The 17,005-nt window shown below is 39.8% G+C and carries 17 protein-coding genes, 1 riboswitch and 1 other annotated feature; of the genes, 7 read left to right on the plus strand and 10 right to left on the minus strand.

What is annotated here, in order from left to right; all coding sequences use genetic code 11:
• Positions 1-77: 77 nt before the first annotated feature.
• Positions 78-301, minus strand: a binding site (T-box leader).
• Between the two features lie 140 nt (positions 302-441).
• The 3 genes from CZ487_RS21380 to CZ487_RS21390 form a co-directional block, all read right to left on the minus strand.
• Positions 442-1,623: an MDR family MFS transporter gene (locus CZ487_RS21380; protein ID WP_077214302.1), complete on the minus strand. Its 1,182-nt coding sequence runs from the start codon at positions 1,621-1,623 to the stop codon at positions 442-444.
• A 148-nt stretch (positions 1,624-1,771) separates the two neighbouring features.
• Entirely contained in the window at positions 1,772-1,954 is a 183-nt protein-coding gene (locus tag CZ487_RS21385) for a glycogen biosynthesis protein GlgD (RefSeq protein ID WP_077214303.1), read from the minus strand.
• A 13-nt stretch (positions 1,955-1,967) separates the two neighbouring features.
• Positions 1,968-2,231 carry a YtzC family protein gene (locus tag CZ487_RS21390; RefSeq protein WP_077214304.1) on the minus strand — a complete coding sequence of 88 codons (264 nt, stop codon included), beginning with the start codon at positions 2,229-2,231 and terminating at the stop codon, positions 1,968-1,970.
• Positions 2,232-2,416: 185 nt separating this feature from the next.
• Between CZ487_RS21390 and mnmL the strand changes: the two genes are divergently transcribed.
• Both mnmL and mnmM read left to right on the plus strand, forming a co-directional pair.
• Entirely contained in the window at positions 2,417-3,385 is a 969-nt protein-coding gene (mnmL, locus tag CZ487_RS21395) for a tRNA modification radical SAM protein MnmL/YtqA (RefSeq protein ID WP_077214305.1), read from the plus strand.
• Positions 3,382-3,954: a tRNA 5-(aminomethyl)-2-thiouridylate-methyltransferase MnmM gene (mnmM, locus tag CZ487_RS21400; protein WP_077214306.1), complete on the plus strand. Its 573-nt coding sequence runs from the start codon at positions 3,382-3,384 to the stop codon at positions 3,952-3,954. The genes mnmL and mnmM overlap by 4 nt, the downstream gene beginning before the upstream one ends.
• A gap of 70 nt (positions 3,955-4,024) precedes the next feature.
• Here mnmM and CZ487_RS21405 read toward each other — a convergent pair whose 3' ends face one another.
• Positions 4,025-5,104: a tetraprenyl-beta-curcumene synthase family protein gene (locus CZ487_RS21405; protein ID WP_077214307.1), complete on the minus strand. Its 1,080-nt coding sequence runs from the start codon at positions 5,102-5,104 to the stop codon at positions 4,025-4,027.
• Between the two features lie 15 nt (positions 5,105-5,119).
• A complete protein-coding gene (locus tag CZ487_RS21410) occupies positions 5,120-5,923 on the minus strand; it encodes an alpha/beta hydrolase (protein ID WP_077214308.1) in 804 nt (267 codons plus the stop codon).
• A gap of 183 nt (positions 5,924-6,106) precedes the next feature.
• Between CZ487_RS21410 and CZ487_RS21415 the strand changes: the two genes are divergently transcribed.
• On the plus strand, positions 6,107-6,619 hold the full coding sequence (locus CZ487_RS21415) for a gamma carbonic anhydrase (protein ID WP_077214309.1): 513 nt from the start codon (positions 6,107-6,109) through the stop codon (positions 6,617-6,619).
• A 103-nt stretch (positions 6,620-6,722) separates the two neighbouring features.
• Here CZ487_RS21415 and asnB read toward each other — a convergent pair whose 3' ends face one another.
• Complete coding sequence (gene asnB, locus CZ487_RS21420) at positions 6,723-8,639, minus strand: asparagine synthase (glutamine-hydrolyzing) (RefSeq protein WP_077214310.1); 1,917 nt, start codon at positions 8,637-8,639, stop codon at positions 6,723-6,725.
• A 206-nt stretch (positions 8,640-8,845) separates the two neighbouring features.
• On the minus strand, positions 8,846-10,045 hold the full coding sequence (gene metK, locus CZ487_RS21425; RefSeq protein WP_077214311.1) for a methionine adenosyltransferase: 1,200 nt from the start codon (positions 10,043-10,045) through the stop codon (positions 8,846-8,848).
• Positions 10,046-10,263: 218 nt separating this feature from the next.
• Positions 10,264-10,457, minus strand: a riboswitch (SAM riboswitch).
• Positions 10,458-10,794: 337 nt separating this feature from the next.
• On the opposite strand from metK, the gene pckA reads away from it, so the two are divergent.
• A complete protein-coding gene (gene pckA, locus CZ487_RS21430) occupies positions 10,795-12,381 on the plus strand; it encodes a phosphoenolpyruvate carboxykinase (ATP) (RefSeq protein ID WP_077214312.1) in 1,587 nt (528 codons plus the stop codon).
• A 113-nt stretch (positions 12,382-12,494) separates the two neighbouring features.
• Here the strand turns inward: pckA and CZ487_RS21435 are convergent, their stop codons facing one another.
• Positions 12,495-12,737, minus strand: a complete 243-nt coding sequence (locus CZ487_RS21435) for a DUF2584 domain-containing protein (RefSeq protein ID WP_077214313.1) — start codon at positions 12,735-12,737, stop codon at positions 12,495-12,497.
• 73 nt (positions 12,738-12,810) lie between these two features.
• Positions 12,811-13,599: an alpha/beta hydrolase family protein gene (locus tag CZ487_RS21440; RefSeq protein ID WP_077215417.1), complete on the minus strand. Its 789-nt coding sequence runs from the start codon at positions 13,597-13,599 to the stop codon at positions 12,811-12,813.
• Between the two features lie 166 nt (positions 13,600-13,765).
• Between CZ487_RS21440 and CZ487_RS21445 the strand changes: the two genes are divergently transcribed.
• The 3 genes from CZ487_RS21445 (at position 13,766) to CZ487_RS21455 (ending at position 16,402) form a co-directional block, all read left to right on the plus strand.
• Positions 13,766-14,761, plus strand: coding sequence for an ABC transporter substrate-binding protein (locus CZ487_RS21445; RefSeq protein ID WP_077214314.1), 996 nt, complete (start codon positions 13,766-13,768; stop codon positions 14,759-14,761).
• Between the two features lie 71 nt (positions 14,762-14,832).
• A complete protein-coding gene (locus CZ487_RS21450; protein ID WP_077214315.1) occupies positions 14,833-15,603 on the plus strand; it encodes an ABC transporter ATP-binding protein in 771 nt (256 codons plus the stop codon).
• Positions 15,590-16,402 carry an ABC transporter permease gene (locus CZ487_RS21455; protein ID WP_077214316.1) on the plus strand — a complete coding sequence of 271 codons (813 nt, stop codon included), beginning with the start codon at positions 15,590-15,592 and terminating at the stop codon, positions 16,400-16,402. Before CZ487_RS21450 ends, CZ487_RS21455 begins: the two co-directional genes overlap by 14 nt.
• Before the next feature lie 19 nt (positions 16,403-16,421).
• Here the strand turns inward: CZ487_RS21455 and ytkD are convergent, their stop codons facing one another.
• Positions 16,422-16,910, minus strand: coding sequence for an RNA deprotection pyrophosphohydrolase (gene ytkD, locus CZ487_RS21460; RefSeq protein WP_077214317.1), 489 nt, complete (start codon positions 16,908-16,910; stop codon positions 16,422-16,424).
• Positions 16,911-17,005: the final 95 nt, after the last annotated feature.

Raw genomic sequence — 17,005 nt, forward strand, 5'->3', positions numbered from 1 at the left:
TACCATAAAAAGTCCATTTATAAGAATGACTAGTAAAATTATACACTTTTTTGACTATTAAAAAACCCCCCATCCCTAAAAGGGACGAGAGGTTTATGTATTCTCCCGCGGTACCACCCACATTAATGACCTGTGTCATTCACTTCATTCAGCCTTAACGCGGTAAACGGCAAGCATTACTAATAAACTTCACACTTGCGACTCGAAGGCGAGTTCGTGATGCTCCTGGTTGACTTTCACCAGCCGTCAACTCTCTAAAAACAGGATCTACAACACTACTACTCCTTTTCAACGTCTTTCTATAGAAAATGATACGGTTATTGTATAAAATTTCGCGATTAGATGCAAGTCATGACGATATACGTTATATCCTATGATAAAACTCCCGAGACCGTTCATCATTACTCAAAAAAACAATGAACAGCTTCGGGAGTGCCAGGCTTACAAAGTAGATGCTATGCTAGTTTCCTTTTTTAATTTATGATCGTATATAACGGTTGTAAAAATAGCAATGATAATTAGGCCAACAAGAACATTAAATAACATCGACATGCCATAAAGATCGACCAATATTCCTCCCAATAGCGGTCCTACCATCCTACCTCCTGTTGCTGTGCTATTTACCATTCCTTGGTAAAAGCCTTCTCTTCCTTTTGGTGCCAGCCCATCCGCAATGGTTGGAACCGCAGGCCAAACGAGCATCTCACCAATGGTCAAAATCACCATCGCCGCAACAAATCCCGAGAATGCTTGAGCTTGCCCTGCTACTATAAACGATACAATGAAAATAACCATACCGATGATCATTTGTTTTTTGATGCTTTTGGCAAAAAGTCTAAGCATGCTGTTCACCAACGGCTGACCCAGAACAATTAATGCACCGTTTATCGTCCATAGTAAGCTATACTGCCTTAAGGAAATATTTAATTCCTGTGTATAAGCAGAAATCGTTGCCTGCCACTGAGTGTATCCAACCCAGCACAATAAGTATCCCACACAAAGAGTAAGAAGAGCATATAACTTAGCATGATTTTGGATCCCCTGCTTCTCCTGCAGACGATTGGTGTCTGTAGAAAGAGTTTGGATTCCTCTGTATCCAAAAATAGCAATAACCAAGAAGACGAAAAACATCAAAGCGTTGGCTAGAAAAATAAGATGAAATGAGTAAGAAGCCACCAAACCACCTAATGATGCACCTACCGCCACTCCGACGTTTTGTGCGACGTAAATCGCATTAAACGCCTTTCTCCCACCTTCTTTCCAGACATTTCCTGCCATTGCGTACATAGGCGGAAAAATCATTCCTGATCCAAACCCAATGATGGTCAGAAAAATAACGTAGGGAAGGAACCCATTCCAGATCGTTAGTCCGATTAAGGATGTCAGGGTAATTACCGTTCCCAACATAACCGTTTTATACCCGCCGATTTTATCATAAAGACTGCCGCCAAACAGGTTGCCAATCACACTGGCTCCTGAATTGAACATGAGTACAAGTCCAGATACGGATAGTGTTTTCCCAAGATGTTCTGTCATATATATGGCATTTAACGGCCACAAAAAAGAAGAGCCCGTAACATTAACGGCCATTCCAATTACTAAAAGCCACAAAGTACGCGGCAAAGTAACTCCCCCTTAATTACAAAAAAATATTTCGAGTGCCAAAATAATATAATAGTGCGTTTTCCTTCATTGTTCAATAAGATTTTTTCAATTTTTCTCGACAGAAAAGTAAAGCCCCAATACAAAATTGTATTGAGGCTTTCTATTCTTATCGCGATTGTTCAGGTTCTGGGTGGAATTTTGATTTTACCGGCTGCCCGCCCATGTTTTCATATTTCTTTTTGGATGTTTTGACTGGATCATACTCTTTACCGAACTCAACGTCTTGGTTATTGATTCCATTTCTTGTTTTTTGCTCAGGGTTATTTTGCTTTGAACGTTTTTTTACCATTGTCTTCCTCCCCTTAATGCAAGTTTAATGTCATATTATTTTGAACCTGCTGTAATTGAAGTCTCATGCGGTGCAGCTGATCGCGCTGCTGCCCATTAGCACTTAGCGCCAGCTTGGCCAAATCATTATAGGAAGCTTCAAGCTGCTGCATTGCTTGTGTGTAATTATCGTCATTATAGTGCTCTTGCAAGCCACTTTCTTTATATTGCTCCTGGGCAAAGCGTATTGCATCCTCACATTGTTGAAGAAGGTTTTCTACAGATTGACGAGTTGCCATCTAACGAACCCCCCTGCTATTTTTAAAATAATGAAGCATCCATGCAGCTTCTCCATTAGTTTGTTCATTTTACACACGATAAACGTATGCCAATTTGAAACAATTACAAATAGATAACGATCCTGTATACTGTTATAATTCTTTTTATGTAATGACGAAAAAAATTAGGCAAGGAGGTTATCTGTTTGAATCAGAACAACCCTTTTCCATATGCAGTAGATCAAAAACGGTATCATACTTGGAATTACCATCTTCGAAATCAGTTTGGTCATAAAGTGTTTAAAGTGGCTTTAGATGGTGGTTTTGATTGCCCCAATCGGGATGGCACGGTGGCACATGGCGGTTGTACGTTTTGCAGCGCCTCAGGATCAGGCGACTTTGCCGGCAATCGTGCCGATGATTTAGAAATACAGTTTTTGGAAATCAAAAATAAAATGCATGAGAAATGGAAAGATGGCAAATATATGGCCTATTTTCAAGCTTTTACAAATACACATGCTCCGGTCGAGGAACTACGGGAAAAATATGAAAGAGTTCTTAAACAAGAAGGCGTTGTCGCTCTATCCATCGCGACTCGGCCAGACTGCCTGCCTGATGATGTCGTTGAATATCTCGCTGAATTAAATAAGCGTACCTATCTATGGGTAGAACTAGGGCTGCAAACGGTTCATGAAAAAACTGCTTCCTTAATCAATCGGGCACATGATTTTCAGTGTTATGTGGAGGGTGTTGAAAAGCTTCGCAAGCACGGAATCCGAATTTGTTCACACATTATAAACGGGCTTCCGCAAGAGAATTATGAGATGATGATGGAAACAGCACGTGAAGTTGCCAAGCTTGATGTCCAAGGAATTAAAATCCACCTCCTTCATTTGCTTAAAGGAACACCAATGGTCAAGCAGTATGAAAAAGGCATGCTTGAATTTTTAACCTTTGAGGATTATGTGAATTTAGTATGTGATCAGCTAGAAATCATACCCCCGGAAATGATTGTTCATCGGATAACTGGTGACGGACCAATTGATTTAATGGTTGGACCGATGTGGAGTGTGAACAAATGGGAAGTACTAAATGCGATAGATAATGAATTAAAACAACGAAACAGCTGGCAGGGAAAATATTATAAGCCTAGTACATTGGAGGCAAAATTATGAAGCTCGAGAGGGTGCTGCCTTTTAGCCGGACTCTTTTAAAAAAAGCCGTACAACCTGGCGCTATTGCTGTGGATGCAACGATAGGCAATGGTCATGATACCCTATTATTAGCTGAGCTAGTTGGAGAAGACGGGAAAGTGTATGGGTTTGACATCCAAGAAGAAGCCCTCATACACACGCAAGAACGTTTAAAGGAACATAAACTCCTCGACCGTGTTGAGTTGTTTCAAAAAGGACATGAAGAGGTGCAGGCAGTCATTCCATCCATTTACCATGGCAAGGTAACAGCGGCCATCTTTAATTTAGGATACCTGCCTGGCGGGGACAAAGCGGTTGTCACAAGGCCGGAAACAACCATCTCAGCGATACAGCAGCTGATTGAGCTGTTAGCTCCCGAGGGCATGATCGTACTCGTTATTTATCACGGCCATGAAGAAGGGGCGCTTGAAAGAGACGAATTGCTTCAGTTTGTACAAAAACTAGATCAACAGCAAGTCCATGTCCTTCAGTATCGTTTCCTCAATCAACAAAACAACCCGCCCTTCATTGTGGCAATCGAAAAGAGATAAAATTCGAACAGGATCTTGTTTCCGATCTGCAGTGAGAAAGGCTGTCCAATAAGTGGATAGCCTTTTTTGTTTAAGCACCCTCACGCGGCACCCATTTTTGAAAACTGCGATATAATCTGCCATTGATATAGAAAAACAAACTGATCATGCCGCTGCTTTTGATCATCTCTTTCGCTAATGCTTTGACAGACCTCTGTTTACGAACTTTTTCATCGGAAAGATACAAACCAAGAAGACCTCTGTTAATTAAGCGATGAAACCTTTTATCCGGAAGCCCTTCGATATGCCGATCTGCTTCCTGAACAAAATGCTTGAGACGCTGGAATAAACTTTTTTCATCTTCATAATAAAAACAAAAATTTAAGTCTCCACCCAGACGATCCTCTTCTTGATCAATAAAATAGTCTAACAAGATATGAAGACCTTGAACATACGGAAAATACCCATTACGGATCCTAACGGCATGCTCTTCGTTAAATTCTTTATTCATAGCATAAGATACAAGGCAGAAAATGCCCAAAGTGGAACCTGAGCAAGCGGAGAATTCATACCATTCCATCTGTGGAATCTTGCTTTTATATTGATCAAACCAGTTTTTCAGACGCGGTACCCGTTCCTCCACCTTGACATGCTTATGTATTTGCAAATCGCAGTAGTAACGACACAGCTCCAGCAAATAATCCTTTATTTTCTCATAGTGCTCCATTTCCTTGAGGACATTTTTACAAGTATCTGCAAGCTCTTGCAAATAGCCGCCATCATCCTTTTCTTTGCGAAATTGATAATAATCTTCATGAGCTTTATTAACGGATAATGCAGCTTCCATGGACACATGCAGTCTTGAAAAATCTACTGGGTCCAAGGAGGTGCTGCGATCACAGAGATTATCCAAATAATCGCTTATCGTTTGATAGGCAACAATAAATTTAATACTTTCATTGACTTTTTTACCAGCCATCAAGGCCAAGATGGCCCCGCCTTCGCAATGAAAGGTTTTATTCTCGATACTCGCAAGCGCTTGTTTCCGCAATTCTGAATCAGGAATCTGCTGCGCACGCTTTTTCCAGTACGATAATTCCCTATGGACAGCTGGAAAAATTTTTCGGTAGACCTCTGTCATTAGGCTAATGGGCATAGTCGGAATTGCCATTTACCTGCACCTCTTTTACACAATATAACCAATTGCTTTTAACTGACTTTGAACAAAGTCCTTTGCATATTCGAAAATTTCTTCTCTTTCTGGTTCATTAAAAATCTCATGATAACACTTCGGCCACTCTTTAAATCTTTTCTCTGAGAGCGGTACATGATTAAACCAATCTTTGACATTGACTTTGTTAACAATCTTGTCGTCTCCGCCCTGCATGGCCAGCATTGGAACATCTTGAATTTTGTCTATATTGGTGAACGCAAGCTTGATCGCCTGTGATAATTCACGGTACCATCTTACAGATACCTTTGTCACATATAATGAATCATTGGAATCTGCTTCCCTCACATCTAAATTCCGTGTAGCCATTTCGACTGTCAGTCCCGAATTTATTCGTAAGCTTGGCATGAAAATATTCAAACCATACGAAATCAATTCAACAAGTTTGGAAGGACTGTGGATTAACCCTAAGCATGGTGACGAGAGAATGACTCCAGCTAAATTTAAGCGTTGTTCCTGGAGCAATCTAATCGTTATCAGCCCGCCCATACTGTGACCAAGCAAGAATACAGGCAAATCAAATTGATAGGCCGTTTGTACCCAGTCCTTGACTTCGATGATATATTCATCAAAAGAATCAATATGTCCTCTTCTAGACCTTGATGTCAGACCTTGCCCCGGAAGATCCCCCATAATCACATGGAAGCCGGATGATCGCCACATTTCGATTAGCCAGCCATAACGACGATGATGCTCCATTGCACCATGAACCATCACAATGACACCCTTCGCTTCACCATCCGTTTCCCATTTCCACATTTTCCTTCCTCCTACACAAAGTTACCAATCATAGTATTATTTTAGCGATAATTTCATGAATTACCAGCATCTATTTTTCCTAAGAAAACGCCTGCATTTTTTCAAATAGTAGAAATATATTGACAATCCTCTTATACCTTCCGTTAAAATCTAATTATAAGACGAAAAAGGAGAGTTTGCATAATGATTTATCCTTATCACGATAAGTATCCAAAAATATCTTCCTCAGCTTATATTGCTGACTATGTCACCATTACTGGAGATGTAGAAATCGGTGACGAGTCCACCATCCTATTTAATTCAGTTATTCGTGGTGATGTGGCCCCAACGATTATTGGAAATAGAGTAAACGTACAGGACAATAGTGTTCTGCACCAAAGTCCTAACAACCCGTTAATATTAGAAGATGAAGTCACGATAGGACACCAGGTTATTTTACATAGCTGTGTGATTCGAAAAAAAGCTTTAATTGGCATGGGCTCCATTGTTCTGGACAATGCCGAAATCGGTGAAGGAGCTTTCATCGGCGCAGGAAGTCTCGTTCCTCAAGGGAAGAAGATCCCGCCAAACACATTAGCTTTTGGAAGACCTGCTAAGGTAATTAGAGAGCTGAATGAAGAAGATATAAAGGATATGGAAAGAATCGTCCGAGAGTATGCCGAAAAAGGGCAATATTATAAATCTCTTCAAAAGTAATTTTCATAAAGGGAAAGACAGTATTTTATAGTATCCCAAGCACTTGCTGGATTATGTAAAAATAAAACACCCATACTCTAATAATATGGGCGTCTTATCTATATTATGAAGTTTGAAGAACATTCACTGCGTTTTCAAAGTCTAGCTTCTTATGTTGGTTTACAAAGTCAAATGAATAAACCTTTTCTACATAAACTTGATGCCAGACCATAAACATAAGAACTGTCCAAATTTTTCGGCTGTGATCTGCCTTACCTTGACAGTGCTCTTCTAGCAGGTTAAGAATGTACGATTTATTTATTAAATGATCCGTGTTACTTTCACGGATTATTTTTTTTGCCCATTCGTTCATCTCATCTTTTAACCAATGGCGGATCGGCACTGGAAACCCAAGCTTCTTCCGATTTAATACATGGTCCGGGACAATTCCTTCTGCCGCTTTGCGAAGAATATACTTCGTCGTACCATGGGAAGTTTTTAAGCTCGAAGGCACCTTTGAGGCCGCTTCAAACACCACTTTATCTAGAAACGGAACACGAAGTTCAAGTGAATGAGCCATGGTCATTCGATCTGCTTTTAATAAAATATCACCGCGCATCCATGTATGAATATCAATATATTGCATCATGTCTACAGGATCATAGCCTTTGCTTTCCTTATACAAATGTTTCGTGATGTCTTGATAAGTCATTCCATTTTGATAGCGCTGAAGAAGACCCTGCTTTTCCCGCTCGGAGAAAATTTTGGCATTGCCAATATATCTTTCTTCTAATGGAGTTACGCCGCGCTCGATGAAGCTTTTCCCTTTCACTCCATCTGGTATGATCTTTGCAAGGTACCGTAAGACGGTTTTAATGCTGTTAGGGATTTTATTAAAGACGGCAAGTGACTGGGGTTCGCGATAAATATTATAGCCTCCAAATAACTCATCTGCGCCTTCTCCTGAGAGCACAACAGTAACTTCTTTACTAGCTTCTCTAGCAACGAAATACAACGGCACACACGCTGGATCTGCCAGTGGGTCATCCAAATGCCAAATGATTTTTGGAATTTCCTGCATATATTCTTCAGGACTGATGAGGTAACTATGGTTTTCTACACCAAGCTTCTCTGCTGTTTCTTTAACAACATCGATTTCACTAAAGCCATTTTGGTCAAAACCAACAGAGAAGGTTTTAATAGCCGGATGAGCTTGTTTTGCAATTGACGCAATAATCGTTGAATCAATACCGCCCGACAGAAATGAACCAACGGGTACATCACTTCTCATATGGATATGAACAGATTCAATTAGACTTTCTCTAATTTCATTCAGGAAATGATCTTCAGAATGATAAACTGGGTTAAATGCCGCTTTCCAATAACGCTTGATTTCAAGCGGTGCCCCTAGCTTTTTAATAAAGTAATGTCCAGGTTCCAGTTTTTGAATCCCTTCCGTCATCGTATACGGTTCAGGGACGTATTGATACGTTAAATAGTGCTGAAGCGCCTTTTCATTTACAATCTGATCTTCCATTGCTAATAAAATACTTTTCTTTTCAGAACCAAAATACATTTTATCGTCATCATGATAGTAGAAAAATGGCTTGATCCCAAACATATCTCTAGCCCCAAACAGCACTTTCTCTTCCTTATCCCAAATAACGAAAGCAAACATCCCTCGCAGCTTTTCAACTGCTTTTTCTTTCATTCTGCTGTAAAGCGCAATAATTACCTCTGTATCTGACTTGGTACGAAAGGAAGCCCCTTCCTTCACAAGCTCATCATACAGTTCAATATAATTGTATATTTCGCCATTAAAAATAATCCAATAGCGATCATCTTCATATGATAGAGGCTGATGTCCCGCTTCAACGTCAATAATACTCAAACGACGAAACCCTAAAAAGACATTCTCATCGAAAAAATAACCGTCATCATCTGGCCCGCGGTGTGTGATGAGATCGGTCATTTTTTTGAGCATTTCCTCTTCTTGAAAACTTTGTTTGTTTTCATATATACACCCAATAAACCCGCACATATTAGTCTCTCCTACTTCTGTTTTATCTTTTGTAACAATATATGTTCGTCCACAGTAATCTATTTAAAAAAAGACGATAAATTCATTTTACATCGATTTGAAATCTTTTCAATCGATATTAATGCTCAAAAAACACCCACAAATGATTAGACGAGGAAAAAAAAGAGAAGTTACACGAAACCTATAACTTCTCTTTCTTCATATCATTATTTTAAAGCTTGCTCGCGAAGTACGTCTGCTTTGTCTGTACGTTCCCAAGGAAGGTCAATGTCAGTACGTCCAAAATGTCCGTACGCAGCTGTCCTTTTGTAAATAGGGCGGCGAAGGTCTAACATCTTGATGATTCCTGCAGGACGAAGATCAAAGTTACTGCGGACAACCTCAATCAATGTTTCCTCATTTACTTGTCCCGTACCAAATGTATCAATTGAGATGGAAACAGGCTGCGCTACTCCAATTGCATATGCCAGCTGAACTTCTACCTTTTCTGCCAGGCCGGCAGCAACAATATTCTTCGCAACATAACGCGCAGCGTATGCAGCTGAACGGTCAACTTTTGTCGGATCCTTACCAGAGAACGCACCACCGCCGTGACGCGCATAGCCTCCATACGTATCAACGATAATTTTACGGCCTGTCAGACCAGCATCTCCTTGAGGTCCGCCAATAACGAAACGGCCTGTTGGATTAATGAAATATTTTGTGTTTTCATCGATTAGTTCTTTTGGAACAACCGGATTAATTACATGTTCTTTTACGTTGCGCTGAATTTGCTCTAACGTAATTTCTGGGTGATGCTGAGTTGAGATTACGATCGTATCAATTCGAACTGGCTTATCATTTTCGTCATATTCAACTGTTACTTGAGTTTTTCCATCAGGACGCAGGTAAGGAAGAATTTCTTCTTTACGAACCTCTGTCAGACGGCGTGAAAGCTTATGTGCCAATGAGATCGGCAGCGGCATAAGCTCTTTTGTTTCATTACAAGCAAATCCGAACATCAAACCTTGATCTCCCGCGCCGATTGCTTCAATCTCTTCATCTGTCATTTGCCCTTCACGTGCTTCTAATGCCTGGTCGACACCCATCGCAATATCTGGTGACTGCTCATCGATTGAAGTAAGCACTGCACATGTCTCAGAATCAAAACCATACTTAGCACGAGTATAGCCGATTTCTTTAACTGTTTCGCGAACGATTTTTGGAATATCTACATATGTAGAAGTTGTGATTTCTCCAGCTACTAATACAAGACCAGTCGTTACAGAAGTTTCTGCAGCCACACGTGCATTAGCATCTTTCTCTAAAATTGCATCAAGAATTGCGTCAGAAATTTGGTCACAAATTTTATCAGGATGACCTTCAGTAACTGACTCAGAAGTAAACAAGCGTACATTTCTTGACATCTGATTTCCTCCTCATTTATCTAATAGGCGAGGATTTCACCCCTCGAATTGATACGGTACTCATTCCCTATGTAGTATGAAATAAACAGGGAGTTTTTATGATATTAAAACTCTCTTTTTATACTTTTTGTCAAAAAAAGGTTGATCGTGTTAACAAAATTAAAAAAACCTTCCTACCTGCGAGGAAAGGTTTGCGCAAACTTGATCAAAGCCTTTCACTCTTATCGTTCAAGGACTAAATCCTCGCTTCAGGCTAGCACCTTTTCTTTCGTCGTCTGTTCTTTAAAGCTTACGAGAAGCTTCAAGGTAAATAGTCATCATTGCTGCAGACTAAAAACCTATCGTGAACATCTCCAAAAAGCAGGTTGCTGGGTTTCATCGGGCCTGTCCCTCCACCAACTCGGGATAAGAGAGTATCCGTTCAAATGTAAATCATATCGAACGTGTCGAACAGTGTCAACAATTTTCATCGAAAATCAACAATCTATATTTAAAAGTGAAATATAGTCGATAAAGGAGAATAATTCTTTAATCTTCAATCCCAAAATGTAGTTCTTTGAATATAGATAATATATTACATTGATGTGAACAAATTAGGATCAATCATATACTCATACAAGTCCAATATTTAAAATAGCGTTAACAAAAGAAAATTTTCTGTGAATTTTCTCAAATAGTATAGACTAATAGAATGAATGTGTTATACTATTTTTAACTTAAAAATTTCGGTGAAGGAAGGGTTTCATCAGATGAATTCAGTTAGCCTATCTAATGAATTAAACAGTTTACTACAACAGAAAAATGTGTCCATTCAACTATCTGTACCACAGTTAGTTGAGAAGGTTTTAAAGCGCAATGAAGGGGTGTTAACATCAACAGGTGCAGTCTGCGCAACGACTGGAACCTATACAGGACGTTCACCTAAAGATAAGTATATAGTAGAAGAAAGCGCTTCTAAAGAAAAAATTGAGTGGGGATCCGTTAACCAGCCAATTTCTGAAGAAGTTTTCGATAAACTTTATAATAAAGTAATTAACTACTTAAAGCAAAAAGATGAAGTATTCGTTTTCAAAGGATACGCTGGAGCAGATAAGAAACATCAGCTTCCTATCCAAGTAATCAATGAATATGCATGGCATAATCTTTTTGCTCATCAATTATTCATCCGTCCAACTGAAGAGGAACTTTTAAATCATGAATCACAATTTACTGTAATTTCAGCTCCGGACTTCAAAGCTAATCCTGAACTAGACGGAACAAAATCCGAAACATTTATTATTATTTCTTTTGAACGTCGCACAGTACTAATTGGCGGTACTGAATATGCTGGTGAAATAAAGAAATCTATTTTCTCAATTATGAACTATCTCCTTCCTGAATCAGGCATCCTATCCATGCATTGTTCGGCAAATGTTGGTCAAGAGGGCGATGTAGCATTATTCTTCGGCCTATCTGGTACAGGAAAAACAACTCTTTCTGCAGACGCACACCGCCGCTTAATTGGAGATGATGAACACGGATGGTCTCCTAATGGTGTATTCAATATCGAAGGCGGCTGCTACGCTAAATGTATTAATCTATCAGAAGAAAAGGAACCGCAAATCTTTAACGCGATTCGATTCGGCTCTGTTTTAGAAAACGTAGTTCTTAATAAAGAAACACGTATCGCCGATTATGATGATGGTACATTGACAGAAAATACACGCGCAGCTTACCCGATCCAGGCAATTGATAATATCGTTGATCCTAGTGTTGCCGGTCATCCAAATACCATTGTATTCTTAACAGCTGATGCCTTTGGAGTCCTTCCTCCAATTTCTAAATTAACGAAGGAACAAGCCATGTATCATTTCTTGAGTGGTTACACTTCAAAACTTGCTGGTACAGAGCGTGGTGTTACGTCTCCAGAAGCAACGTTTTCAACTTGCTTTGGATCACCATTCTTACCGCTGCCTGCCACTCGATATGCAGAAATGCTTGGAGATAAAATTGATGAACACAATGCTCAAGTCTACCTAGTGAACACCGGTTGGACTGGCGGAGAATACGGCGTAGGCAGCCGGATGAAGCTCCAATATACAAGAGCAATGGTTCATGCTGCTCTTGAAGGAGAACTAAACCATGTAGAAACAGTGAAGGACGATATTTTCGGTTTAAATATTCCGTTACATGTACCAGGTGTACCTGATGAAGTTCTTCAACCAAATAAAACTTGGGCTGACAGAAGCGCTTACGAAAAGAAAGCGAAGGAATTATCAGCTAAATTTAAAGAGAACTTCAAAAAATTCTCAGACGTTGCAGCTGACATCCGTGAAAAAGGCGGACCAATTGCCTAAACTATATACACGCATCAAAAAGATCGGCCAATTCGGCCGATCTTTCTTTATTATGCCAGCTTATGTCCACCCCATACAAACAACTGTCCACAAACGGTACCAGGTACCTTGTTTTAGTTGCTTGTGTGCAGGGAGATGAGTTGGTATGTGATTTGGGTTGTGTTGTTTTCCCATTGTACTTTTTTGATAAGGGCGTTTCCGGATAGTTCACCATCGATCGTTCTTTTGACTTCAATTGGAATATCAAGCGGATACAATCGATAGCCTTCTTTAGTCAAGGTAAACAGATTTTCCTCTTTTCGTTCTTCTCTTCCCTTCGTAACAATCATCGTATTTAATTCCAAAGGCATTCCCATCTTTTTCTCTCCTTTGTCATTTCATTATCACCATTTTATCGCAGGTTACCGCCATGAGAAAAGCACACAATTTTTACGGTTCATCATTTTGACTTTTCATCCATTTTGTTAAATCTGAAACGACTTTGCGGTTGATAGCTGGAGGAAAGTAGTGGGTAAAATCATCAAAATACCAACTTTCGACCTTTTTATTCAGTGATTCCAACCTCTTTTCCAAACGATGAGCGTGCTCAACAGAGACATTGTGATCATTAACACCATGAATGATAAGTAACGGCGCTTGCAATCTATCAATATGAAATAAAGGGGTGCGATAACGGTAACGTTCCGGAAATTTAGTCGGTGTTCCGCCAATCACCCTCTTCATCATTCTGCGCAAGTCTTTCCGTTCCACATATGTTAAAAACATATCGCTCACACCACCCCACGTCACGATCGATGAAGTTTCCTGAAACTCTATCGCTGTTAAAAGAGCCATGACACCGCCCCTTGAAAATCCAAATACATGAATATTTTTCACTTCTTGATGATTTTTTAACAATTGAAAAGCAGAAAAAGCATCCTTGCGGTCGTCACCCGCAAAATCTTCATTTCCTTCCCCGCCTTGATTTCCCCGATAAAATGGGGCAAAAACAATAAAGCCCTCAGAGGCAAATTGAATAATTCTCCCCGGGCGCACCTTCCCCACATTCTTAATCCCGCCTCTTAAATAAAGAAAGCCATCATGTATCCCCTCTTGCTTTGGTTCAGCAAGCAATCCTTTTACTTTTAGACCATCAGACCAATAGGTCACGATCGATAGTTCAATATTGGGATTTGCTGAAGGAAATCTCTGCTTTTCGATCATTTGGCCATCAGCCATTCCATTCATCTTATCACCTACTCTAACTTTGTAATCAAAACTAAACTGGGATTTCAATTTCATTTTTCTAGGCATTCACACATTTTTTAACTTTTTCATACGATGTGTTAAGCGTATGTATTATTGGAATCGTACAACGTCACGATTACTGAGGAGGTAACAAGCCATGAAAAAATGGTTAAAAATCAGCGTTACATTATTTCTAGCGGCTATTCTTAGTATAACTCTTGCCGCCTGCAATAATGAAAAAGTTCAAACGGTTAGATTATCAGAGGTAACTCACTCGATATTTTACGCACCTCTCTATGTAGCCTTGGAGAAAGGATTTTTTGAAGAAGAAGGATTAAATGTTGAATTAACCTTAACCCCAGGCGGCGATAAAGTGATGACCGCACTTCTTTCTGATGGTGCAGACATCGGCTTAGTCGGACCTGAAACATCTATATATGTATCAACACAAGGCTCCAGTGACCCTGTATTAAACTTTGCACAGCTTACACAGACAGATGGAACATTTTTAGTTTCTCGAGAAAAGGTCGAAAACTTTACTTGGGACCAGTTAAAAGGGACGACATTTCTAGGACAGCGCAAAGGCGGTATGCCTCAAATGGTGGGCGAATTTGTTTTAAAGAAACATGGAATTGATCCTCATGCAGACCTAGATCTCATTCAAAATATTGATTTTGCCAATATTACTAGCTCATTCGCATCGGGCACAGGAGATTATGTTCAGCTATTTGAACCGCATGCAACCGTGATGGAGCAAGAAGGCAGAGGCCATATCATCGCATCATTCGGTGAAGAATCTGGCCGTGTTCCATATACCGCTTTTATGGCGAAAGAAAGTTTTATGGAAGATAACAGTGAAACCATCGAAGCCTTCACACGAGCTATTTATAAAGCTCAACAGTGGGTTGAAGAAAATAGCGCGAAGGACATTGCGGCAGCCATTCAACCACAGTTCGCAGATACAGACCTTGAGATTATCGAGATGGTTGTTGACCGCTACAAGAGCCAAGGCTCCTATGCAACAGATCCTATCTTAGATGAAGAGGAATGGAATAATTTGCAAGATATTATGGATGAAGCCGGTGAACTACCAGCACGTGTTGATCACGGTTCACTCGTCAATACAGACTTTGCAGAAAAAGTAATGAAATAGGCTGTTTAATCAGTTTAGTACTTCCCCCTAAACGGGAATAGAATGCAAAAACCAGAAGAGGAGGCCGCATAATGGTTTTCTTAAAGATCGATGGAATTCACCACACTTATTTCACAAAAAACTCTGCAACAACGGCCCTCTCCGATATTTCACTAGAGGTCCGGGAAGGGGAATTTGTTTCCTTCCTTGGCCCAAGTGGATGCGGCAAAACAACACTACTTTCGATTATTGCAGGGTTAATCAGGCCTACTGAAGGAACCGTATCATTAGAAAATCAACCTGTTCATAAGCTTAATAATCAAATTGGCTATATGCTTCAACAGGATTATCTGTTTCCATGGAAGTCGATTAAAGAGAATATTTTACTCGGCTTAAAAATTTCTAATTCATTAACAGAGGAAAAAGAACAGTACGCTTTTAATCTCTTAGAACAAATGGGACTTGGTGGTTTTGAAACTCAATACCCTTCTCAGCTTTCCGGCGGAATGAGGCAGCGTGTTGCTCTCGTACGGACCCTTGCAACTGAACCGAAGCTGTTGATGCTTGATGAGCCTTTCTCAGCTCTAGATTTCCAAACAAAATTAAAACTAGAGGACCTCGTCTCCGATACGCTTAAGACCTTTGGAAAGACAGCTATCCTTGTAACCCATGATATTGGCGAGGCCATTGCTATGAGTGACCGCATTTTTCTATTTTCTCCGAGACCAGGCAGGCTGCACAAAACATTTGAGGTACCAGAACAGTTAAAAAATTTAGCTCCCTTCCAAGCTAGAAATCACGAAGCCTATCCTGAACTATTCCAAAGCATTTGGAAGGAGTTGGAAAACATTGAAGCAAAATAATGAAATAGAACTCCTTCATCAACAATATATTACCTCTTTAAGAAGAGAAAAAATATGGGTACGTTTCTATCAAATACTAATCTTTATTGTTTTCTTCGCCGGCTGGGAAGTCGCAAGTCAAAACAAATGGATCGATCCCTTAATTTTCAGTTCACCATCAAAAGTTGGCGGGCTGCTTAAAGATAAAGTGCTGGATGGGTCTCTTTTCGTGGATCTAGGCTACACCGTAACCGAAACCGTTTTTGGATTTCTTTTAGGTACACTGCTCGGAACACTCTTAGCAGCAATACTCTGGTGGTCACCGAGACTCTCGAATATCCTTGATCCTTACCTAGTCATCTTAAATTCAATGCCTAAAGTAGCATTAGGACCCATTCTGATTGTGGCCCTTGGACCAAATATGACCTCGATTATCATGATGGGGATTCTTGTTTCGGTCATTATCACCACCATTACAGTCTATACTTCATTCAAGAATGTTGACCCGAACTATCTTAAAGTACTAAAGACATTCGGGGCTACACGTTATCAGCTTTTTAAAGAAGCCATATTACCTGCTTCCTTCCCAACGATTATTTCCACCCTTAAGGTAAATGTGGGGCTTTCTTGGGTTGGTGTAATTGTTGGAGAATTCCTCGTCTCAACAAGAGGATTGGGCTACATGATTATTTACGGCTTCCAAGTATTTAACTTTACACTTGTCTTATTATCCTTAGTCGTTATTGCTATTTTTGCCACCATTATGTATCAGTTAGTGGCGCTGCTTGAAAAAATTTTAATAAAGAATGGATCAACATAAGCTGAATGAGGAACCTAGTTTAGTCCAAATAACTGGTTCCTCTTTTTATGTCTTGAATTCGCTTAAGACTGTGCTCAATAACCATATCTTGCATAATAAAGCTGAACTCGCTTCCAGATCGATTTTCAAGGATGTTGTCATCAACAAGGACAGGTCCATCGGTTTCGAAAAAATGTTCGCTCTCTTTCATCTTCTCAACTTCCCCATAAAAAATGCTCTTCACAAAGAATTCTTCATCTTTGCGGACTTCGTACTCGCCAATATGAATCAGATTGCTAATAATTCCTCCCGTTTCCTCTAGTACTTCTCTTTTTGCAGCCTCTTCTAACGTTTCGCCTGCCTCCACTTTCCCGCCAGGAAATTCTAACCCCCGTATTTTATGCTTTGTTAAGAGCCACCTATTTTTATAACGGCAGAAGACAAGTACATGCTTTGCTCTGGCAGAAAAAGCATCTTGAGCAAATGCCAAACTAACATTAAAGCCATTTTTATCATAAAATTTATACATATTTAACTCTCCAAGTATGAATGATGGTATTTCTATTATACATAATTCCAATCAATAGGATGAAACTAACCGCTTTGCATACCAACATTTATAAA

The organism is Robertmurraya dakarensis (assembly GCF_900156875.1).
In the GTDB taxonomy this organism is placed as follows: Bacteria; Bacillota; Bacilli; order Bacillales; family Cytobacillaceae; genus Robertmurraya; species Robertmurraya dakarensis.